Genomic DNA, 21,798 nt, shown 5'->3' with positions numbered 1-21,798 from the left:
CTCTTATTCTGTCTCTACGCTGCTTGCGGGTTGTAATGCAGTTCTAATGCGGGCAAGCAGTGTTTCCTGACGCTCGCGGTAAAAATCCATAAACTGGTTTAGTTGTTCAGGTAATGATGTTATGGCTTGCGATTGCAAATGTGCTTGTCTTGCATTCACATCAGGCCACTGCTGCGCATACCATTCATGGGGCATTTTTTGCCGCTTCTGATTATTGATAGTCCCTTCCATCAGCTGAAGGTTTGGCAGCTTGTTAGATGCTTCGATGAGTTCATCTAGCTGTTCTGCTGGGACACCAACTTTTGCAAGCTTGTTACGTGTAAACAAACCTTTGGGGTAAATGTGGTCCACATGAAAGTGTCGTGAAAAATCGAATCCAGGGAACAACAATGTCAACAAGGCAAAGGTACGCGGATTACCATAATCCAACTGGGCTAGTTCACTAATTTCCTCTGGGTCAAAGCGCAACGATTTACCACGCTGTTGCATGGTCGCTTCAATTTTAGCTAGCGGGAAACCCGTATCACCCGATTGTTTGATGTCTGAGCGAAGCATAGTAAGCAGGGTATCCAAACCACTTCCCCAGATTCCTGACGCTTTCAACAACGACCTAATGAGCCAGTTTCTGATGCATTCTCTATCGACCGCATATTCAACCCTAGAAAGGTAGCTTGCCGTTAACTTTCGGTGGTGCAGGTAATAGGCCAACGGGAGGATGGCACTTGTTGCTCTGAGGTTTTGTGCATTAAAACCAAAACTTGCCAGCAACTGCATTGAGAGCAATAACGCATCACGAATTGGCGTCCAGTTCTTTTCCAGAATCGCCATGTTTTCCTTGTTAAAGTTCTCAACCTTAAAGCCCACGCTACCGATGTCAGAGAGCATTAAGCCTGCTTTTAAGACGAGATCTTTTGATACGTTGAATCCATCACCAACACGGTTCATCTCATCCACTAATGCATGAATTTCTTCACGGGCATCTAACGAGCTCCACTGGGCTACTGCTATTGAAAGTAGTAAGTCTGAGTAGGACAAGGTAGTACCGCCGCTATTCATGCGGATAAAGATATTCAGAACACGTTCTAGGCTCTGATCACTTTCTTCGTAAAACGAAATCTTGTCTTTGTCATGGATGGTTCGATACAAGTGACGAAGAGTTGAGCGAGCCTCTTTGCGTTGCTCCGAACTCAACCTAGCATCATCAGCAACTTCATCGATAAGTGCATCTTCTTCCTCTTCCATGATCCGGCCTACACGGAACCAGTATTGTTCAGAAGCATCCAGAGAAGCTTTATCGTCGGTAAGGAACTCAAAGTCATACATCGACCCAGTTTCTAAGTCGGGCTGGCTTAACAGATTTAAGTGAAGCCTGCGCACAGGGAAGGCGTCATCATTACTCCACCATTTACCTGTCAGCTTCCACGCAAATGAGCCGCGTAAGCCGATATTCAAAGCAGTAATCCGCTGCTGTCCATCTAGGACGGCAATGAACTCACGTTCCGGTAACTGAGTGACATTTTCACAATGGTAGTTATCTCGCTCATGGTAATGCTGCATGAACTGATAAAACTGATAGCTATCCCGGTTCTCTGGTTTTATCTTCCAGAATAGAAAGGTCCCAAACGGGTAACCTTGCAACAGGCTATCAAATAGACGACAGATCTGTTCTGGTCGCCATACAAACTCTCGCTGGATGGCCGGTAACAGGTATTCCTGCTCAGCAACCTTGTCGAGTAATGATCTTATTGTTCCACCCGCTTGATACATAGCTATCCGTTGCCTCTTATTTAATTCTTACTCGGTCGCCAGCTTTGACCGCAGCAATCAGCTGCTCTCTTAAAGCGGCAAGATAGGCATCAACTTCGGCTTCACTTTCAATGAATCCGGTTGTTACTGACTTAGCCATGGCATCGGTTGGGTTAATCGTTACGGTACGTTTTGCAACCGGCTGTGGCTGCACTGGTTCAGGGGCTGGCTCAGGTGCTGGAGCTGCCTTACCGGCTTTCGCTGCTTCCTCTTCGCGTTTCTTCTGTTCGAGTTCACGACGTCTATGCTCAGCTTCAGCTTTTTTGCGTTGATCTTCGATAAAGCCATTCAGCAACTCATAAGCTTCGTCCTCGTAACCTTCCGCTTCAGTTTGCTCACTGATAATTTGTGGTATTGAAGAGGTTGCTTCAATGCGCTGTCTGCACATTTGTAACGGGCGCAGTGCTTGGTTCTGTAGTTCAGACGGTGCATGAGCTTCAGCTAGCGCTTCTTTTACACGTCCGATGCGCAGATCAACACGCTCTAAGGCATGAGTGCGTTTTTCTTCAACCAATGTTGAGTTAACTTTTGCCACCTGCTCGATAAGCGGATTAATGTGGCGCAGCTGCTCATACGGTGACGGCATATTGTAAATGCGTTCTAATTCAGTGAGCGCTTTTAATGCTTCATTGTCTTTTTCTAACGCAGGTCTATTGGCCTTAAACTTCTCGTTCAATGCGCCAGTAAGGGCTTGCCAAGTTTGAAATTGGCTATTGTAGAAGTCATCAAGATCCTCAAAGTCCTCAGCAAACTCTTCAAGGGCATCAGCGTCTTCTAAGAATCGGGCGATAAGGGCGAAGCTTGAAGTTTGCTCAAGAATACCCGCGACCAATGCAAGACCATCGTCAATTTGAGATTTACCTGGGAAATGGCCTGTCTGTGACTTGGTTCTGAATGATTTAAGCTCTTCATTCCAAGTCAGTAATTCATCGCGCACTAATTCGTAGAGCTCCTTCTCACCAGAGCCGGTAAAGGTTTTAGAAAAGATCTCTTTAACAAGACCAGCAGTCTTTTTAATTTGGCGCTCGTCATGTTGCCTGATCTTATGTACACGGATCTCGCCGCGTTTACGCACACTGGTAAACGGCTCGTAAGCTTTTTTCAACGCCAGATCTGTGCCCTGGGTACTAAAAGATACCTTTCCAGCCAAGCCCAGCCTTGCAGTGAGCAATAAGATTTCATTGTCTGGCCAGCCATACGGGCGTTTGCCGAAACGGGCAACGATGTCACGTAAGTACACAGGCTCATTACGCTCGACTTTTAGCGTTACGTACTGCTCAACCTCACGCGTAGCTTCTGGGTTACATTCATCCGCTTGAAGATCCAGTCCAATCTGAGCAATATCATCAGCAACAAGTACGGCCTGTAGCTCACGCAAAACTTCACCAGGCGTTGCCTTGAGCATATTCAATTTAGCGAAGGTGTTTTCGATAACGTATTTGTATGCTTCTTCGACGATGGCACTTGGCGTTGCTGATTTCTTCGGTAGTTTTGTGCCGATAGCGTAAACGTCAGCCTCAGCAAATAAAGCTTCAAAATCCGTTCTTAAGCGTTTTTCACGCTCAATATTTTCCATCTGCTTTTCGCGGAGAAGGTGTTCTTGCTCTGGTCGCTGTCCTGAATTTTGTTTTAAGAATCGGTCAGTTTTAATAAAGGTTGTCAGGTCATCCCAAAGACGCTTATGTTCGCCCAGCTTGACGAGCACGCACCCATCAGCCTCAAGCGTATGATTGATACACGCTTGATCGTGGGAGTAATTTTCAAAGTGCGAATCCAAAGGTGAAATGACTTTAATGACTAGGTCTTCCAGCGTGGTGCCATCTTTTGGATGACCATTGCAAAAACGGCTCACCGCAAAGTCTTGCTTATTAATCGGGTAACGATAGGCACGATTACCTTTCAAAATACCGTCAAATACGATTGCTGAAAGCTTGTTAGAGACCTCTGACATTTCAACGTCAGTGTGGCGGATCTCGTTTTCGATCTCTTTTTCTTCGTTGGTCAGGAAGATAAACTCATCACCATTACGCGCAATCAGCAATTGGCGTTCAAGACGATTCAAGCTCTCTTCAATTTGTTTACGCAGAGCAATTTTATCTGCATCGATTCGATCAATTGACAGCGTCACAAGGTTGTCTAGTGTGCTTTTGACAACGTCCACATAACGGATCAAGAAAAGAGTTTTTAGAATCTTGCCATCGAATTCTGTTAAGGAATCCAACTCACAGGCTTGGTCAATCGTTCGCTTAACCGCTGGCTCCAAAAAGCTTTCAATCGGTGCATAGAAACTGTAAAACGGGATTAACACATCAAGGCCAGAGTCCTTCATCTGTTTTGCAGCTGATTGGAAAGCATCAAGTAATGAACGCTCACCCATGGCTAAGTGCTTACCCGTCGCGCCTTTTGTTCGAATTGACTCAAACACTTTTTGAACCAGCGTGTAGTGGTAAGGCACAAACGGATAGTTGTCCACGAAAGACGGAGCGTCGGTGTAACCTTTTAGAGAGGCGGTTGTCGTTTTATCAAATGTCAGCTGGTTACGAAGAATGTCGCCCTTTTCAGCAAAGACATCGATGAGGTGTGTACGAGCTTCTTCCGTTTTGGACAACAAACGCTTTTGAATAACTTCCGAGGTATTCGAGCTCGACAGCTGTAAGCGGGTACTAAAACGCCCTTGAATTTTAGAGAAGTCCTCGCCATCGCGCTTATCCATACCACCAATGGCAGCATCAATGTCTGCCTGAGAGGTAACAACGACCCAAGCTCTGCCACCACAATATGTGCCAAGATCTTCAGTAATGGTCTGAAGCTTCAACATCATTTGTGTGTTCTTACCGATAAACTGACCGACTTCATCAACTAAGAAAAGAAGGTTACGATCCCCAGTTCGATCTAAGTATTCATTAACCCACTTACAGAAGTTTCGGATATCTAGCGGGAAATTGTTTTCAACCTGTTCAACCCACGCTTTGGCAGACTCTAATGATTGCTCACTGGCATGAGCGAGTGCTTCTGAAAGTTCGTCTCGATAGAAGTCATAGGCGTCACGCTCCTTTTCCCAAGTTGATTGAGTCAACTCAGCAAATTTGTCCTTGAAAGACATGTATTGATTACGCTTATCAAGCTCGCGTTCTAAGTGCGCAATATGAGGAAAGTCAGCGCAGTATCCTACACGCTCATTAAAGACTTTGAGGAAAACCTTAAGAATGGCATTTTCTCGGTCGTCCGTATTGGCTCGCGAATCGATGTTAAAAAGAATAACATCAGTGTCTTTGGTAACCGCTTTTTGGATGTCCGCCAACAGCATAGCGTCGTTGATTTTGTCTTTGAAAAACTCAAACGCTTGTCGGCCTTGGCCATCTTTTTCAACAGATTTATTCTCAAGCAAATAAGATAAAATTTTCAGGAAGTGCGATTTACCCGAGCCAAAGAAGCCAGAAATCCATACGCCAATTTTACCTGACATATCACCGTGGCTTTTCTCAACAGAGGGTACATAAGCTTCAAAGAATGCACGAAAGTGTCTATCTAACTCTCGGGTTACAACATACTCATCAAGCTCGACATACACACTGTCATTGTCTTTCTGTTCCGCTTTAACAACGCCGTTAATATCACGCGTCAACTTCTTGGAAAAAATCTGTTCAATTTTCATTCGGGAGGCTCCCTGCTCTACTTCTTATTTTCAGAAAAAGGTTTTTTACCGTCTTCAGGCACAAGTTTGAAGGCGCGATAGTAGTTTTTAGATTCGATCATGCCAAAAGGATGCAAATCCCTTCCGCTATATTCACCCGGATAGAAAAGCACTAATGGCGTGCTACCCATCACGTCTTGCAGAGCACTAAGTAACTCATGTCCTCGGACAAGAGGCCACGCACTGCCTAAGCCTGACAGCAACACAAACTCAAGTTCTGATGGCTTATATTTGTCCGCGATATACCTTGCCACTTTCTCTTGACTCAGAGGCCCGGCTAGTGTTTTTCGAAGGCCATCAACACCGACTTGCAGTTCACGCTGGCAAGCTCGGTCGAAAAGGCCTCGCTCCTCAAGCATATCTATCAAGACTTCAAAAATATTGAGATGGACAAACCGGTAACCACGCTTGTTGAGTTTTTCGTCAACGTGCTTAATGTGCTCTCGTACAAGCAGTTCATACTTGGCTGGATAGTCAAATACCCAAAATCCAATTTCATTGCCCAAGCCATCGTTTTTCAAAAACTTAGGGCTTTCAATTCGTTCCAGTATCAGATCAAGCCTGGTCTGAAGAGCCTTCATATTGTGCACTCCATTACCTCAATCAAATCTTCCCGGCCCAGACGAACTAACCAGTCTTTAACTTCTGGCATTAGGTAAACAGGTTGTATTTTCTTTGTCCTGCTATCACTCAGGTAGCCACTATCAACCAGTGCCTTAATTGCGTTGTTACCCATTTTTTTGACAGTTGAGTCAGAAAAACCGCCAAGCTCGGCATATGCCCGCACTCTCGTGTCATAAAACTCAGACCATGCATCAGCGGTTAAAGAGGGTTTATAGGTGCGACGAGCTTCGGCTAAGGTAAGTCGCATAAAATCAGCGACAACCGGAGAATGAATGAGTAATGACATCATCAGCATTTGGACATAGGCGCGTTCACTCGCGACTAAAAGATCAGTCATAAACTCATCACCCAGGCCTTCAATACGCCAACGGATTGTTCTGGCATAACGAATAGCAGTCTGACCGGATTTTTTCTGAAGAACATTTTGCTCAACGATCAGCGACTTCCACTCATCTTCTGGAAGTTTTTTCAGTAGCGATTCTGCGATTATTCTAGATTCAGTTATCAATAAACTGCCTCCGATAAGATCGCCTAAATATTCTTTTATATTCATAAATTCATCTCACGATTCGCTATATCCAGGAGCGAGTGCAGCATTGTCAACGCCGTATAGTGCTTCTGGATTTTTAAGTGCTAAATGGAACTCTCGCCCATTGCCCTTACTATTCTTTGAACAATCGATATTCCATAAACGCAGTAAATATCCAGCGAACGCAGCTCTTATCTCTACACGCAACCTATTGTTTTCCATTGCGTAGTCCATCGATACAGCTTCTGGATGTGCTAGTTTTGGATGAGGTATCAGCTCTAGTTCAACGATTCGGTTCCATTGCTTATCCCACTGAAGAGTCTCAACTTCGTCGTTAACCTCATCCTCTAACAACTCAACTTCACTTATTCTGGTTAAAACAAAATCCCTAAATTCTCTATGCTTTCTATCGAATGCTCGGACATGCCATCTCAAGCCATTGTCAATCAAGGTATGAGGAACTATTTGCCTGCTCCCATGACCACTCGACAATGAGGTGTACTCAATATTAATCACAGCGCGCTTATGTATGGCTTCACTAATAGCCGCTACCACTTCCAATTTCGGCTTATTGAGATGAAATGGTGCTTCACAAGCCATAGGTGGCCTGACCTTGCCAAGAAAGCCATCACCGAACCCTTGGCTTATCGTCGCAAGAGTTCGAACAACGTCATAATCAAACAACGGCTGGAATGCGCTCGTCTTCAAGTGCACTCTGCGCTTTTCGTCATACATAACGTTGTTAGGAGCCAACTCTTTGTACCGCGCAAAATCTTGTGTTGCCACAGACGGCGCTACGCTAAAGCGCTCGGTTAAATAACTACGCCCAGCTTCACCTTTAAATAACAAAGTGAAATCAATATGAGCGAGTCGTTCTCTCTGTGCTTGGCTAAGCTCTTCAAGTCCAGTGTTGTCTTGCACTGTCAGCCTCTCAATCCATCTGGGACAAGCCCTAATCATTTAAAACTAGGAAGCCATCGATTGAATGCCATCAAGCAACCTACTTTTTTTCATTAGGTCTCATAGTATCAACAAGTCGTCTTGTTGGCTATAAAAATTGGCTTGACATTGTTCGAATGTTTCTTTTCTGGCCTTGATAGAAGCTCACGCTGGAATGCCAACTGACGCAATTCATTCTCTCGAACACGTCTAGCAACTTCTGCCTAGGCTGGTAGCAATGGCAGCATCCCTTCAGCAATCGCGTCTGGGGCAGACTCTTGGCCACAGGACATCAAATGCTTCCATGGATCTTTAAGAAAGCGCTCGAACGTGATGCCAAATTCAATGATGCGGGCAGAGACGAAGATTTCGCCCCAGTATTCAATGTAGGTGTCTTGGTACATGGAAAGATTCCTCTTGTTGGTTAAACCATGAGTTCACTTTCCATTTTCCAGAGGTTTTCAAATATGCAAGGGTCTATGACAAGGCTTTAAATCGATTGCGGGCATCTTTGTAGTCATAGTGGGCATGTTCTGAGCCACGATGATACAAATCATCCAGGTAAGTTTGTTCCTGCGGCAACTCGTCTTCGCTGATTTCGCGCCACCAATGTTTGTTGGCACCTTTAACGCCGTCATGCCAGCGGTAACCACGCTCTTTTAAATAGTCCTTTACGTCAAACGGCGCACCAAACGCACGAACTAACACAGTTCGCCTGTCTGCTTCAGACAACAAGTTTGCAACGGACTCGGGCAACAAATGGAACAACCAGGCCATCGCCAAACAATCGGTTGCAGCTCGGTGTCCTTCATAAAACCAACCTAAGCGAAGCAGTAGGTACTCAAGTTTCCGACTTTCAAAGCCCAGTGCCTTCCAATCTATGCCACTGGCTGAACAGGCCCAAGATAGATGGCCTAATGCAGCAAACCGCTTTTCAAAGAAAGGACGATCAAACTGTGCATTGTGTGCAACCACCAGCGGATCATCGGATAACCAACTCGCTACAATTGCATCATCAATGCGCTGGCCTTGCACCATATCATCGGTGATACCGGTTAACTCGGTGATCAGCTCGGGGATTGGCTTGCCGGGATCTTCATACAGGCTGATCACATCAACAATCGACACAATCCGCATAGCTGATGGGCTGTAAAGCACCTTAACCATACCAAGCTCAATAATGGACTCGTCATCGGCAGACAGTCCGGTTGTCTCTGTATCGAGCAGCACCATTGGCTGTTCATCACCGACCACAGGAGAAAGTTCAAGTGGCCAGGACTGCGGTTCACGCGTTAATGGAATGCGCTCCAGCAATCTAAAATCTTCTGGTCTTTCTGGGATCTCCGCGAGGCGCTCTAGCGGAAATGGCGCAGGGGCTCTTGTCATTGATGGTTCCTCTTCAATTCTATTGTTCGCTTTGGGTGATTTCACTGTGCCCTGTCCGTTTATAAACGCATTTGTACAAAATGCACCTTGGATACCTCAGCGTTTTTTTAATCTTTCTACTGGGTGAACCCATGTATGAAGGCTTTGGCTAAGCCTTTCAGAAAGCCTTAGCTAAACCCTTTAGGTAACCCTTACCAATACCCTTTACGTATGGCTTAGCCAACCCCTTTTCAAACGGTTGAAAAAGGCTTTAACTGAGTTCGACTGAGCATTTTAATGATGCTCCTGACTTCCCTTTAAGCCAGTAAATTCAATACGAAACAGAATTTTACTAACTGTTTTGAAACCCTTTGCGAAGGGTTCAACAAGCCTTGTCTGACGGTTACTTGACCCATGCGTTAACCAGTAGCAGTAACAGGATCAGTAACAGAAACAAGAGCAGTAGGCAGAAGCAGTATTGTCCAAGCCTTGCAGGCTTTGACGAGGGCGAGCAATCCCCACATCAAGCTTTTCAACACAAGAAATAAATCACCCACGACACAACGTCTTACTCGAACAACTACAGTTTTACCTACAATTTTACTTGTAGAAATCAGCATAGCATTAGATACTGTATAAACAAACAGTATTAGTTATGATTTTTCGAGGTTCGTCATGAGTGTCTCGCTGATAGGCCGTAGCGGCGCACTTGCCTTCATCAAAGCCAAGCGCCTTCGTATCCCATTGTTCATGGAACGTGTTTCTGCTGGTTTTCCCTCACCAGCGCAGGATTATGTTGAGCAAACGCTCGACCTTAACGAGCTGTGCATCAAGCGACCGGCTGCAACGTTCTTTGTACGTGTTGAAGGTGATTCAATGATTGATGCCGGGATTCACCCAGATGATATTTTGGTGGTTGATCGCTCTGTCCAAGCCGAACACGGTGACATTGTCATCGCGGGTATCCATGGAGAACTCACGGTAAAGGAGCTTCAACTAAGGCCGTGCGTCATGCTGATCCCAAGAAACCGGGCGTATGAACCCATTCATATTCCCGAAGGGACAGAGCTAGAGATATTTGGTGTGGTCATCAGTGTGGTGCGAAACATGCGCCGTAAGTCGTGACTATCCCATGCCTGTATTTGCCTTGGTGGACTGCAACAACTTTTACGCCAGTTGTGAGAAGCTGTTTCGTCCTGATTTAAAAGATACGCCGGTTGTGGTGCTGTCCAACAATGACGGCTGCGTGGTTGCACGGTCGCGTGAAGCTAAGTTACTCGGTATTAAAATGGGCGTACCCGTCTTTCAAATCAAATCTGAAATGCAGCGCCATGGCATTTTGGCATTCTCGTCTAACTATGCGCTGTATGCAGATTTAAGCAGTCGAGTGATGCGCACTTTGGAGGAGATGGCACCACGAGTAGAGGTTTACTCCATTGACGAAGCGTTTTTGGACTTAACCGGTATTGAGTCTGCCCTATCCCTTGTCGAGTTCGGACAACAAGTGCGAGAGCGCATAGGCCACTGGATTGGGATCACCGTCTGTGTAGGCATTGCACCGACTAAAACACTCGCCAAGCTGGCTAACCATGCCGCCAAGAAATATCCTGCCACTCAGGGGGTTGTAGACCTGACCAATCTAGATCGGCAACGTCGATTGCTCGCATTAGTTCCGGTTGATGATGTTTGGGGCGTTGGTAGACGACTTTCTAAGCGTTTAAATGCGTTAGGTATCACCACAGCCTTAGATCTAGCCAATGCCTCACCTAGAGCCATCAGAGACCAGTTTTCGGTGGTTTTAGAGAGAACCGTCAGAGAGCTCAATGGTGAGTCGTGCATTGAACTTGAAGAGATCCCGCCAATTAAGAAACAAATCGTCTGTAGCCGTTCATTTGGCGTAAAAGTGACGCACTTTGAATTGTTACGTGAAGCCGTATGCGAATACGCAACCCGTGCCACTGAGAAGCTTCGCAAAGAACAGCAGCAAGCCAAAGTGCTGACCGTGTTTATACGAACCAGCCCCTTTAAGGACAACGAGCCGCAGTACAGCAACTCTGCATCGGGTGAGTTGCTGATCCCCAGTTGCGATACGCGGGATTTTATCGAGCTGGCCAATCACTTACTCAAGCGGATTTGGAAGGATGGTTTTCGTTATGCCAAAGCGGGCGTCATGCTGTCTGACTTTTACGATCCTGGCATGTTTCAACCAGGACTATTCGATGACGTATCGACCCGCTCTAATAGCCAGCAGCTGATGTCTGTATTGGACACTATTAATCAAAGCGGTGCCGGAAAGGTTTTCTTTGCTGGACAAGGTACGAAGAAAGATTGGTCAATGAAGCGAGAGCATTTGTCTCCCGCTTACACAACACGCTGGGACCAGTTACCGCGAGTGAAGTAGCGCCGATAATTCAGTAGGCATTCACTCTGCGACGCAGCATGTTGAGCTTATCAACCTGGCGTCGAACATCACTGAAGAATTCTTCTTTCTCCATGGCCAGCGCTAACTCCCATTCTTTGGCTAGACCTTGGCAGTCCAAAAATGAGTATCTCAGCTTCGTCTTTGAAATACGCAGACCCTTGCTAAAGACAACGCGCTTGCCTCGTTGACCGTGAAAACTGTTGATGTACCACTCTATGCCAAAGCCATACTTAAAGTCTCTGATACGGACACCAAGCAGCCCCCAATCTTTAAATGGCTCATTTTCACGAACCTTGTAATGGGTAACCCAAAAGTCATCAACTTCAGCTCGTGCCAGTGCTTTTAGCCTGTCCGTTTCTTGCTGAAGTAAATCTGATACATCTGCTTTCCATTGTTCATTGACGATTTCTACCAAACCAATTTCCCCATCCAATTAACCCCAAAAGCCAAAACCACTATCCGTTTGGCTTTTGGATCGAAACGCCAAACGTAAAACTGCCGTAACAATCACTGTTTGGCGTCTCGATATAAATCAACTCGCGCAATCCCATACCTGACAAGGGATACAGGCCGATTTCACTTAAAAACACCTAAAAAGACGTATCGCCATGAAGATACAAACCGTTTGGCAAGTTCAGGCCAGAATGCAAACGACGTTTGGCGTCTCGATTTTTTTGGCTAGGTCACCAGCCGCCAAACAGAGCCTATTCTCATACTTTTGCGAAAATGCAATAGGCAGATAGATGAAAGGATTTGTCACCTTTCTGCCCACCGCCAGTGCACCGAATCCTGATAATGACATTTGAGTGAACCGCCAGAGCACTTGGAAAAGCCCAAGCGTGACCAGTGCGGTTGATTGAAAACCGTTAGAGCACTTTGAGTGCACAGGAGATAAGTATGTTTGTACTAGGCGTAGATATCGGTTACTCAAACCTGAAGCTGGCAATTGGCCAATCAGGTAGTGAACCGAAAACCATTATTCTACCTGCGGGTGCCGGTCCTGCGGATCGTATGCCAGAGCGTATCGGTGGAGGCGATGATGACACTTGTTTGTATGTATCTGTCGATAATGAGCGCTGGGCCGCTGGTGTTCCTGCTGGACGCCTTCAAGGCTGGGAACGAGAGCTCCACCCGGAATATCCCACCACAAAAACCTATAGGGCGCTTTTTCATGCCGCCTTGTTAATGGCTGAAACAGAGTCCATCGATTTGGTTGTCACTGGATTACCGGTTTCCCAGTTTCATGAACCACAACGTAAGTCTGACCTTGTGAAGCGTTTAAAAGGTGTTCATCAAGTGACGCCTAAGCGCAGCATCACCGTTCATGACGTCAAAGTGCTGCCGCAGCCTGCCGGTGCCTATATGGATCTGGTTCAAACAGGTGGTGATTTGGGCTTAATTGAAGAAGGTCGCGTCGTCGTCATAGACCCCGGCTTCTTTTCTGTTGATTGGGTTGCTCTTGAGGCCGGAGAAATTCGTTACAGCTCTTCAGGAACCAGCCTTCAGGCAATGTCCGTGCTACTGGAAACCATTGATAAGCTGATTTCGGAAGATCATGGTGCCAAAGTGGGTATGGATCGACTTGAAAAAGCCATGAGAACCGGCGACTTGCAGGTGCTGCTATTTGGAGAAAAAGTCGATATTTCACCTTATCTAAATGCTGCCATGAAAAAGGTAGCGCCTGTTGCTCTTACAGCCATGCGCCAATCCATGCGTGACGAAAGCATTAATGCGGACTTGGTATTGATCGCCGGAGGTGGAGCCATGGCTTATAAGGAAGCGGCCAAGGAGATTTTTTCACGAAGCAAGATCATCGTGCCGGAACAATCTGTTTTGGCGAACGTCCGAGGCTTCTGGTTTTATGGGGCATGATTATGAGAGTTGTCGTCAACATTCCCCCAGGGAGCCACCCTGAACTGCTCAAAGAATTGGAAAAGACGCCACCACGGGAACGCGCTGAGCGTCTGCGGATGCTGGCCACCTTTGGGTTAATTCAAATGAGCCAACCCAATCTATCCACTACATCTGCACCGGTGGATGGCCATGCACCAGAAGTTGAAATTACTTCTGTGAGTACAGCGCTAGAACCCAAAGCAGAATCACGTAAACAATCATTAAAATCAAAACTAGGGCTGGGCTTATAACATGGCGTTATCAGTTAGCTGGCTCGATGCCAGGTTAAATAAAGAAGCAAAAGAAACCGTAGTAAAAGCCGACCGTGATGGGCTAAGTGCTCGGGTATCGCCCAAGGGCAAAATTGTTTTTCAGTTTCGTTATCGTTTCGATGGCAAGCAACAGCGGGTAGACATTGGTACTTACCCACTTATGAAGCTTGCTGAAGCTAGGAATGAGCTGGATAGGTTAAGGGCGGTACTTGATCAGGGCCGAAACCCCAAGCTCTACCTACAGCAGGAACGGGCCAAGTATTCTGCCAACCAAAGCTTCGAATCGATTTTTCGAGACTGGATAGACTCTGCCGGTAAGCAAGGGCTAAAGGAGAAAACGTGGCACTACCAAAAACGCAGCAGTGAAATATATTTGCTGCCCCGACTTGGCAAGTACCCATTAACTGACATCAATGAATTGTCCTTGCGAAACTGTCTTCGTGAGGTTTCGGAGTCGTCCCCTTCGAACACAGAGCGCCTAGTGTCTGTGCTGCATAAGTTTTATGACTGGCTGATTGATGAACAAATTTTGGAAATTAACGCTGCCGCAGGGATCACTGCAAAGAAAGTCGGCGGCAAGAAAGGCAAACGAACTCGGGTGCTAAATGACAACGAGATCAGGATACTTTGGCGCTATTTGCACGAGTCAAAAATCACTGAGAAGAACCGCATCTACATAAAACTGCTTCTGCTATTGGGCGGTCGCAAGGGCGAACTCATTCAAGCTGAAAAGCATCACTTTGACTTGCAATCTGCAATGTGGACAGTGCCCATAGAGATCCGCAAACAAGGTGAGAAAATTGGAGCGCCGATCATGCGGCCATTAATTAAACCAGCTATCGAGCTGATTGAACTGGCGATGCAAATGAGCAAATCAACTTACTTGTTTCCCGCGAACGGACAAGAAGAGCTTGCCACAAATGGCTTTGATACCACTATTCCTAACAATGTGAAAATCTGGGCTCGCAGATCGCTTGGTGTTGAGATGGAACATTGGTCTATGCATGATCTTCGCAGAACGATGCGAACGCGAATGTCTGCCATCACGACGCAAGAAGTTGCCGAGTTGATGATTGGCCACAGTAAAAAAGGGTTGGATGCTATCTACAACCAATATCAGTACCTGGATGAAATGCGTCATGCTTACGACGTTTGGTATCAACAGCTAGAAACCATCATCGAGCCGACAGGCTTTCCATTCAACTGGCGTTTCGGACAGTAAGAATTTGTCGCTACCGCTACCGCTACCGCTACCAGGAGATTGGGATTCCTTATTGTGACCACGTCAAAAACCTTCTCAATGTTGTTTTTTGACTGGTCGCTTTAAAACTAGGCTTAAGCCCCATAGCTATCATCAGGGTTTAACCTGGTCATTTTTCAGCCTGAACTCTTGAGTTTCTCAGTTTGAAACCACATTTAATTTGTAGTGCTTTAGGATGTGAAACCTTGGGTTCCATTGCTGTTCTTGAATGCACCTCCAGTTAGATTCAATTTATTGAGGATTCCAAATGGCGAAAGGTTCAAGTATCAACGGCAATGGCGGTAAAAATGGTGGAAATGATAGCTACACAATTACAGGGCGCGGCGAAGTAAGTCGAAAAACACTGGTTCGTGAAGTTAAGGAAGGTAAACATCCAGACACGCACATTTATAAGCGCAATGGTGTGGAGTACGCCCGAAACAATCCAAATCACGATAAGCCTGACAACATTAACGAATAATATTGTTAAGAGGTTAAGGGCGGAACTTTGCCCTTAACACTTAAACCCTGCTCAACCTTCACTGTTCTCATACTCCTTCAAGTCTTCAATGTGCCAAAGCTTGTTTCGTGTATTTCGGTTGATACGAGGTTGCGGCAAGCTGCCATCTTTTATTCTTCGCCAGAGCGTCGTATAGCTAATGTGGTATCGAGCCATAACTTCGTAAGACGTGAGAAAAGGGGTTACCTGGTGCGCTACTGCTGTCATCTGCATTCTCCTGAAAATCAATGTAAAGCTATCATCGCCTGATTCATCACTTGTTGATGGTTAGAAAGATGCATGATTTGTTCAGAAGATCAGGTCCATACAAATGAACTTTTAGGACAGCAGGAAAAAAACCGGTAACCAACTCAACCGGTAAACAATTAGAGATAATCGCGAACGTCTTACCATCATTTCTCGATTTTTCGCATGAAAAACATAGGTAAGTTTTGGCTAAAACCCAGTAGGCACAAGGCCTACAGCTAGGTTTGTGTCATGGAATTTGGCTAAAAACGGTAAATATGGAGATTTGTACTCAAGTTTGTACACACTTTCCGAGGTTACGCTTGAACATCATTGAAAAGCAAAGAAACGAGAAAAAGACAAAAAGCCTTTAAATTCAGTACGTAGAGATGTGATTGTGGTGTGCAATGAAAGGTGATTTTAAGCGTTGAAAGGCTGGACGGCATCAGGGTGCGAAATAATGGCGAAAGTGCGGCGTTTACCGACTTCCTGCTGGATAAGCTTATTCGACATGGGAACTATCTTCTGCGTAAATAGCGCCGGTTCACCACATATTAAAAGTAGGGCCGGACGCGGATAACCAATCTTAAAGGCGGCTATTTTCTATGATCTTGACAGGATAAACAACGTGCAAAGCCGAAACTCCGGCAAAAGCTGTGAGACGAGTGATAGGCGGCAACGAATTCTACCGCCTGACTGCGTTAAATTACTTAGACGTATCTTTTTGGCTGTCCATCTTATTTGCCAACAATGCCAACTCAACCCGGGCGTAACGGTGTTCGACAAAATCATAGATATTGGTTGCCAGCGCTAAGCGCAGATAGTTGGCGGCTTTGTCATTCTGTTGCTGTTCTTCGGCCACTTTTGCCAGATAAAAATAAGCTTCACACAACCGCTCAGCATATTCAGAAGGCCCTTTCAGTCCACGTTTGGCCAACGCAAAGACTTGTTTATCAGAAGCTTTACCCAACACATAATCCACTAACACGGTGGACCAGGCCTCGTCGTGCAATTTACTGCGATTTAGCTGTAGTGACGCCAGCGCCTGCTTGGGATCAACCTGGTATTGAGCCAAATAAAGCCATAATGCCCGATAACCATCGGTGGGATCTTTTTGCAAAAATGCAGTCATATCATCCACGGCCAGCTTAGGTCGGTCACCGTAATACAGTGCCAGGCCGCGGTTAAGATAGGCATAATCGTAGTCAGGCGCGAGTTCTAACGCGGAATCAAAGGCCTCATAAGCCGAGTCAAACTCGCCTTCCTGGGTGTAATAAATCCCAATAAAGTTATAGGCGTCAGCCAAATCGGGTTGCAGCTTCAATGCTTCATGAAAATCAATTCGCGCCATGATGCGCAGCCCCAACCGATCGTAAATCACGCCGCGATCGTAATGAAAGCGCGCCAGCTGTTCCTGAGTGAGTTTGGCATTGGAAATAATCTCATTCAGTTTAGCCAGTGCTATTTCCATTTTGTAATCGGGTAATAACGGCGCCACGAGCAACTGTCCCTGGTTATCCGCTGCTGAAGTTGTAGCACAACCACCGTTCATGAGACTGCCAACAGCCACAATACAGAATACGGCAGCCCGCAAATTAAATTTCATGCAAAAGTCCTTCTTTATTCCAATGCGCTGTTCATCATAGCAACAGAGGTCAATCACTGCCATCAGCCAACTTACCCTACGGTATAAAAAAACTGCAGGCAAATAAAAAGGAGATCCGAAGATCTCCTTTACACTGTCATTAGCCGATTATTCAGCAGAATCAGCGGCAGCAGCTTGCTGTGCTTCTTTGATAGACAGACGTACACGACCCTGACGATCTACTTCCATCACTTTGACAGTGACTTCCTGATTCAGTTGCAGATAATCAGAAACATTCGCTACGCGCTCTTCAGCGATTTGCGAAATGTGTACCAGACCATCTTTACCAGGCAGGATGTTTACAAAGGCACCGAAATCAACGATGCGAATAACTTTACCCTTGTAGATACGACCGACTTCCACTTCAGAGGTGATCTCTTCAATACGACGGATAGCTTCTTTAGTGGCGTCAGCGTTAGTAGAGGCGATCTTAACAGTACCGTCATCTTCCAGTTCAATGGTGGTACCGGTTTCTTCAGTCAGTGCACGAATAGTGGCGCCGCCTTTACCGATAACTTCACGGATTTTCTCTGGGTTGATCTTGATGGTAGTGATACGTGGCGCATGATCAGAAATATCTGGACGAGCTTTATTAATCGCCTGATCCATAACATTCAAAATGTGCACACGAGCGCCATAGGCCTGCTGCAAAGCGATCTCCATGATCTCTTTGGTGATACCTTCAATTTTGATGTCCATCTGCAGTGCAGTAACACCGTCACGAGTACCAGCCACTTTGAAGTCCATGTCGCCCAGATGATCTTCATCACCCAGAATGTCAGACAGTACCACAAAGTCATCACCTTCTTTTACCAAGCCCATAGCGATACCGGCAACAGAAGTCTTGATTGGTACACCCGCATCCATCAGCGCCAGAGAACTACCACAGACAGAGGCCATAGAGCTGGAACCGTTTGATTCGGTAATTTCAGATACCACACGAACACTGTATGGGAATTCAGCTTCTGATGGCATCACTGCATTGACACCACGCCAAGCCAACTTACCATGACCGATTTCGCGGCGTTTTGGTGAGCCAACCAGACCGGTTTCACCCACAGAGAATGGTGGGAAGTTGTAGTGCAGCATGAAACGTTTAGTACGCTCACCCAGCAGAGAATCCACTTTCTGAGCATCACGTTCAGTACCGAGGGTACAAGTGACCAGCGCCTGAGTTTCACCACGGGTAAACAACGCGCTACCGTGAGTACGTGGCAGAACGCCAGCCATAACACTCAGGGCACGTACCATATCTGGTTCACGACCGTCGATGCGTGGCAACCCTTTCAAAATACGGCTACGTACAACGCGCTTTTCCAGACTACCCAACAGATTATCAATTTCTGTGGCATCTAACTGCGGATCTTCCGCCAACAGTTTTTCTACAGCGGCTTTCTTGATGTCAGCAACAGCTTGATAACGTTCCTGCTTAGCAGTGATCTGGTAGGCTTCAGTAAAGTCCGCTTCAGCAATGGCTTTGACCTTATCAGCCAGTGATTCATTCTTCACTGGTGCAGTCCAGTCCCAACGTGGCTTACCGGCTTCCTTCTGGAATTCAGCAATCGCGTCGATAACTACCTGCTGCTGTTCATGACCATAAACAACTGCCCCCAGCATCACTTCTTCCGGCAGGATCTTCGCTTCAGATTCCACCATCAATACTGCATTTTTGGTCCCGGCAACCACCAAATCCAGTTCGCTGTTATCCAAGTCAGCAACGCTTGGGTTCAGTACGTATTCACCATTAATGTAACCCACACGAGCAGAGCCCAGGGGACCATTGAATGGAATACCGGAAATCGCCAATGCAGCAGAAGTACCAATCATAGAGATGATATCTGGATCAATCTGCGGATCGACAGAAACCACTGTGATGATGACCTGCACTTCATTAGTGAAGCCATCAGGGAACAGTGGACGGATAGGACGGTCAATCAGACGGGCAATCAGGGTTTCATCTTCAGAAGGACGACCTTCACGCTTGAAAAAGCCGCCAGGGATTTTACCGGCAGCATAAGTTTTTTCCTGATAGTTGACAGTAAGAGGAAAGAAGTCACGGCTTGGGTCTGATTCTTTCTTACCGACTACGGTTACCAGAACGGTGGTATCGCCCATGCTAGCCAGAACGGCACCATCGGCCTGACGAGCGATTACGCCTGTTTCCAGAGAGACTGTATGTTGACCATATTTAAAACTTTTTACTATTGGATTCACGTGACCCATTCCTTAATTTCAATAACCTTGAATTCGCGCGTAAGTATACTGCAAAGCAGTTGTGCAGATAAAGAGCATAACTGGATGACAAAACAACAACTTTTCCATACAGTAGGGAAACTAGCGTTCGTTCCGTAAAATATGCTGTTGTGAACTAACACTATTACTATACCACCGACAACCGAAGTAGCCTTCGCAGAAGCACTCGGGAGCAAAGGAAGAAGCGGATGCAGGCCAGACGTTTCAGGTCACTCACTTGGAAACAAACGAACCTAGTCGTTTTCACTGCGCTATTTTTTGCCGTTGCCATCTTCATCGTTGAAATCCTCATGGTGGCATCTTCCGAAAGAGAATCACTTACACACAGTCAAAAAGAAGTACTTGATTCTGTCGAACAACCGCTAGAAAACGCGGTGTGGTCATTAGATGAAAATCTTGCCAAGCAGACACTAGAAGGTCTGTTAAAAATCGAATATGTCAGCTCAGCGACTATCTCGTTAGAAGATGGCAAAACGTTTGTCAGTGCTGGAAATACCGTATCACTCCCCGATGATCTTTTTTCGGCAATCAGTTTGAAATTATTTGGCGAGTTCAGGCAAATCAGCCGCCCACTCTACCAACCGCTGTATCCGGAAAATGACAAGAAGCCACAGTTGATTGGCAATATTCAAATTAACTATAACCCCCGCGCACTAACCGCCGGGTTGATTGCTCAACTGAAACTCAGTTTTACGGCCACCCTCGCCCGCTCATTATTCATTACGCTAGTGCTTTCGTTATTGTTTCACCGATTTTTGACCAAACCGATTGCCAGGATCGGTGAAGCGATAGACCGCATCGATCCAGAGTCACCTTCAGAAAATCTACTGCCAGTGATCAGTAATCACAATGATGATGAAATTGGATTGCTTGCCTCGAAATTCAATCAGATCTTAGTGCAGTTCGGAAAAACCCAGGCCAAACTTCGAAAATTGGCCACACGGGACGCCCTGACAGGGTTGCCAAACCGGACCTTATTACTGGAAACGCTCTCCGTGGCAATTCAGCGCGCGAGTATCCGGAAAAATAATCTGGCACTGCTGTTCATTGACTTGGACCGTTTCAAAAATATCAATGATTCGCTTGGCCACTCACTAGGCGATCAATTTCTGATCCGGATAGCCATGTTGTTAAAAAAGATTGTGGCTAACAATGGCTTAGTGGTGCGCCTGGGGGGTGATGAGTTTGTCATTGTTACTGAAGATCTACATTCGCCCACGCAGGTCGCTGATTTCGTAGAAAAATTGTTAGAACAGCTGAAAGTCCCGATTAAATTGGGTGAACATTCTGTTCATCCGGCGGCCTCGGTCGGCATTTCCTTTTACCCAGACGATGGAGAAACCGCAGAAGATCTGATCCGCCATGCTGATATCGCCATGTACAGTGCCAAAGCGGTCGGCTCGAATAAATGGGCATTTTTCAAACAACAGATGACTGAACGCGCGGTGACCCGTCTACGTACAGAAGCCTCATTACATGAAGCCATCAAAAATAATGAGTTTTTGCTGTATTTCCAACCGCAGTTGGATTTAAAAAGCGGCCAACTGATTGGCTGCGAAGCGCTCATCCGCTGGCAACGGGGCGACAAGTTGGTCAGTCCGATGGCTTTTATTCCCATCGCGGAAGAAACGGGCATTATTATCGCCATTGGCGAATGGGTGATAGAACAGAGTTGTAAGACACTCAATCACTGGCAGAAACATTATAATTTTCAAACCACGATTGCCTGTAATGTCTCAACCAAGCAGTTTACGGATGCAGGCCTCATTCCCCATATCAAACGGACTGCAATGCGTTATCAGGTTAAGCCTGAGTGTCTGGAGATTGAAATTACCGAAACATCATTTATGAATGATGTGGAACAGGCCATCGTAAAGCTACAACAATTGAAGACCGCAGGGTTTGGCATTGCGGTAGACGATTTTGGCACCGGATATTCATCGCTGTCTTACCTGCGAAGACTACCACTCACAACGCTCAAAATTGATCGCGCCTTTATCTCGGAATTGCCCGGTAACGGGGCAATTGCCTCGACCATTCTCACCTTAGGCAAACAGCTTAATTTGCAAATTATTGCGGAGGGGATTGAAAATCGTCAACAACTCGCGTGGTTAGAAAATAATGGGTGTTCGATAGGTCAAGGCTATTACTTCAGCGAACCCTTGCCACTCGACGAATTTGAAAAGCGCTATGTGGTTGCCCAGCACAGCTTGGTAGGGCTGTAATTAAATCCGACGGTAAAATGAGCTGGATCAAAAAAGGAGGCATATGCCTCCTTTTTTGACGAGAAACTGTGTCCCGTCCTGAAATACGTTGACATAAAGAGGACTTCTTTATGGCGACATCAACTAACTCAAGCCGTAAGCGCACG

General features: G+C 46.1%; 18 protein-coding genes. 7 read left to right on the top strand and 11 right to left on the bottom strand.

What is annotated here, in order from left to right; all coding sequences use genetic code 11:
* Positions 1 to 3: 3 nt before the first annotated feature.
* The 7 genes from PY479_RS00085 to PY479_RS00055 form a co-directional block, all read right to left on the bottom strand.
* The gene (locus PY479_RS00085; RefSeq protein WP_140256558.1) at positions 4 to 1,767 is read right to left on the bottom strand and encodes a DUF262 domain-containing protein; all 1,764 of its coding nucleotides are present in this window, start codon (positions 1,765 to 1,767) and stop codon (positions 4 to 6) included.
* Between the two features lie 16 nt (positions 1,768 to 1,783).
* On the bottom strand, positions 1,784 to 5,461 hold the full coding sequence (gene brxC, locus PY479_RS00080; protein ID WP_275482470.1) for a BREX system P-loop protein BrxC: 3,678 nt from the start codon (positions 5,459 to 5,461) through the stop codon (positions 1,784 to 1,786).
* 17 nt (positions 5,462 to 5,478) lie between these two features.
* The gene (locus PY479_RS00075; protein ID WP_275482469.1) at positions 5,479 to 6,081 is read right to left on the bottom strand and encodes a DUF1788 domain-containing protein; all 603 of its coding nucleotides are present in this window, start codon (positions 6,079 to 6,081) and stop codon (positions 5,479 to 5,481) included.
* Positions 6,078 to 6,677, bottom strand: a complete 600-nt coding sequence (locus PY479_RS00070; protein ID WP_006788198.1) for a DUF1819 family protein — start codon at positions 6,675 to 6,677, stop codon at positions 6,078 to 6,080. The genes PY479_RS00075 and PY479_RS00070 overlap by 4 nt, the downstream gene beginning before the upstream one ends.
* Positions 6,678 to 6,686: 9 nt before the next feature.
* The gene (locus PY479_RS00065) at positions 6,687 to 7,613 is read right to left on the bottom strand and encodes a WYL domain-containing protein (RefSeq protein WP_275482468.1); all 927 of its coding nucleotides are present in this window, start codon (positions 7,611 to 7,613) and stop codon (positions 6,687 to 6,689) included.
* A gap of 203 nt (positions 7,614 to 7,816) precedes the next feature.
* Complete coding sequence (locus PY479_RS00060) at positions 7,817 to 7,996, bottom strand: hypothetical protein (protein ID WP_275482704.1); 180 nt, start codon at positions 7,994 to 7,996, stop codon at positions 7,817 to 7,819.
* A gap of 73 nt (positions 7,997 to 8,069) precedes the next feature.
* Positions 8,070 to 8,978, bottom strand: a complete 909-nt coding sequence (locus PY479_RS00055) for a 3'-5' exonuclease (protein WP_275482467.1) — start codon at positions 8,976 to 8,978, stop codon at positions 8,070 to 8,072.
* A gap of 654 nt (positions 8,979 to 9,632) precedes the next feature.
* On the opposite strand from PY479_RS00055, the gene umuD reads away from it, so the two are divergent.
* Complete coding sequence (gene umuD / locus PY479_RS00050) at positions 9,633 to 10,082, top strand: translesion error-prone DNA polymerase V autoproteolytic subunit (RefSeq protein ID WP_022614397.1); 450 nt, start codon at positions 9,633 to 9,635, stop codon at positions 10,080 to 10,082.
* 7 nt (positions 10,083 to 10,089) lie between these two features.
* Positions 10,090 to 11,358 carry a translesion error-prone DNA polymerase V subunit UmuC gene (umuC, locus tag PY479_RS00045; RefSeq protein ID WP_022614396.1) on the top strand — a complete coding sequence of 423 codons (1,269 nt, stop codon included), beginning with the start codon at positions 10,090 to 10,092 and terminating at the stop codon, positions 11,356 to 11,358.
* Between the two features lie 10 nt (positions 11,359 to 11,368).
* Here umuC and mobI read toward each other — a convergent pair whose 3' ends face one another.
* Positions 11,369 to 11,812: a conjugative transfer protein MobI(A/C) gene (gene mobI / locus PY479_RS00040; RefSeq protein ID WP_049544960.1), complete on the bottom strand. Its 444-nt coding sequence runs from the start codon at positions 11,810 to 11,812 to the stop codon at positions 11,369 to 11,371.
* A 464-nt stretch (positions 11,813 to 12,276) separates the two neighbouring features.
* Here mobI and PY479_RS00035 point away from each other — a divergent pair, with 464 nt between their 5' ends.
* The 4 genes from PY479_RS00035 to PY479_RS00020 all read left to right on the top strand — a co-directional run bounded on the left by PY479_RS00035 (position 12,277) and on the right by PY479_RS00020 (position 15,265).
* Positions 12,277 to 13,251 (top strand): ParM/StbA family protein, encoded by a 975-nt coding sequence (locus PY479_RS00035; protein ID WP_275482466.1) that lies wholly within the window; start codon positions 12,277 to 12,279, stop codon positions 13,249 to 13,251.
* Positions 13,252 to 13,253: 2 nt separating this feature from the next.
* Positions 13,254 to 13,523, top strand: a complete 270-nt coding sequence (locus PY479_RS00030; protein ID WP_032479292.1) for a hypothetical protein — start codon at positions 13,254 to 13,256, stop codon at positions 13,521 to 13,523.
* 1 nt (position 13,524) lies between these two features.
* Complete coding sequence (locus PY479_RS00025) at positions 13,525 to 14,766, top strand: integrase family protein (protein WP_028870222.1); 1,242 nt, start codon at positions 13,525 to 13,527, stop codon at positions 14,764 to 14,766.
* Between the two features lie 286 nt (positions 14,767 to 15,052).
* On the top strand, positions 15,053 to 15,265 hold the full coding sequence (locus PY479_RS00020) for a hypothetical protein (protein ID WP_040132767.1): 213 nt from the start codon (positions 15,053 to 15,055) through the stop codon (positions 15,263 to 15,265).
* Between the two features lie 51 nt (positions 15,266 to 15,316).
* Here the strand turns inward: PY479_RS00020 and PY479_RS17570 are convergent, their stop codons facing one another.
* From PY479_RS17570 to pnp, 3 genes are all read right to left on the bottom strand, one after another.
* Positions 15,317 to 15,511, bottom strand: a complete 195-nt coding sequence (locus PY479_RS17570; protein ID WP_040132766.1) for a DNA-binding protein — start codon at positions 15,509 to 15,511, stop codon at positions 15,317 to 15,319.
* A gap of 724 nt (positions 15,512 to 16,235) precedes the next feature.
* Positions 16,236 to 17,135, bottom strand: coding sequence for a lipoprotein NlpI (gene nlpI, locus PY479_RS00015; protein WP_212595645.1), 900 nt, complete (start codon positions 17,133 to 17,135; stop codon positions 16,236 to 16,238).
* A gap of 147 nt (positions 17,136 to 17,282) precedes the next feature.
* Positions 17,283 to 19,388: a polyribonucleotide nucleotidyltransferase gene (pnp, locus tag PY479_RS00010; protein WP_212595644.1), complete on the bottom strand. Its 2,106-nt coding sequence runs from the start codon at positions 19,386 to 19,388 to the stop codon at positions 17,283 to 17,285.
* Positions 19,389 to 19,615: 227 nt separating this feature from the next.
* On the opposite strand from pnp, the gene PY479_RS00005 reads away from it, so the two are divergent.
* Positions 19,616 to 21,652 (top strand): EAL domain-containing protein, encoded by a 2,037-nt coding sequence (locus PY479_RS00005; protein WP_275482465.1) that lies wholly within the window; start codon positions 19,616 to 19,618, stop codon positions 21,650 to 21,652.
* Positions 21,653 to 21,798 lie beyond the last annotated feature (146 nt).

The sequence above is a fragment of the Shewanella sp. A32 genome (assembly GCF_029167175.1).
In the GTDB taxonomy this organism is placed as follows: Bacteria; Pseudomonadota; Gammaproteobacteria; order Enterobacterales; family Shewanellaceae; genus Shewanella; species Shewanella yunxiaonensis.
Note: the sequence above shows the minus strand (reverse complement) of the source record. Positions and strands in the feature narration are given on the sequence as shown.

Coding starts and splice junctions, on each gene's coding strand:
- PY479_RS00085 (WP_140256558.1), bottom strand. CDS start 1,767: ATGTATCAAGCGGGTGGAACAATAAGATCATTACTCGACAAGGTTGCT.
- brxC (WP_275482470.1), bottom strand. CDS start 5,461: ATGAAAATTGAACAGATTTTTTCCAAGAAGTTGACGCGTGATATTAAC.
- PY479_RS00075 (WP_275482469.1), bottom strand. CDS start 6,081: ATGAAGGCTCTTCAGACCAGGCTTGATCTGATACTGGAACGAATTGAA.
- PY479_RS00070 (WP_006788198.1), bottom strand. CDS start 6,677: ATGAATATAAAAGAATATTTAGGCGATCTTATCGGAGGCAGTTTATTG.
- PY479_RS00065 (WP_275482468.1), bottom strand. CDS start 7,613: ATGATTAGGGCTTGTCCCAGATGGATTGAGAGGCTGACAGTGCAAGAC.
- PY479_RS00060 (WP_275482704.1), bottom strand. CDS start 7,996: ATGTACCAAGACACCTACATTGAATACTGGGGCGAAATCTTCGTCTCT.
- PY479_RS00055 (WP_275482467.1), bottom strand. CDS start 8,978: ATGACAAGAGCCCCTGCGCCATTTCCGCTAGAGCGCCTCGCGGAGATC.
- umuD (WP_022614397.1), top strand. CDS start 9,633: ATGAGTGTCTCGCTGATAGGCCGTAGCGGCGCACTTGCCTTCATCAAA.
- umuC (WP_022614396.1), top strand. CDS start 10,090: ATGCCTGTATTTGCCTTGGTGGACTGCAACAACTTTTACGCCAGTTGT.
- PY479_RS00035 (WP_275482466.1), top strand. CDS start 12,277: ATGTTTGTACTAGGCGTAGATATCGGTTACTCAAACCTGAAGCTGGCA.
- PY479_RS00030 (WP_032479292.1), top strand. CDS start 13,254: ATGAGAGTTGTCGTCAACATTCCCCCAGGGAGCCACCCTGAACTGCTC.
- PY479_RS00025 (WP_028870222.1), top strand. CDS start 13,525: ATGGCGTTATCAGTTAGCTGGCTCGATGCCAGGTTAAATAAAGAAGCA.
- PY479_RS00020 (WP_040132767.1), top strand. CDS start 15,053: ATGGCGAAAGGTTCAAGTATCAACGGCAATGGCGGTAAAAATGGTGGA.
- PY479_RS17570 (WP_040132766.1), bottom strand. CDS start 15,511: ATGACAGCAGTAGCGCACCAGGTAACCCCTTTTCTCACGTCTTACGAA.
- nlpI (WP_212595645.1), bottom strand. CDS start 17,135: ATGAAATTTAATTTGCGGGCTGCCGTATTCTGTATTGTGGCTGTTGGC.
- PY479_RS00005 (WP_275482465.1), top strand. CDS start 19,616: ATGCAGGCCAGACGTTTCAGGTCACTCACTTGGAAACAAACGAACCTA.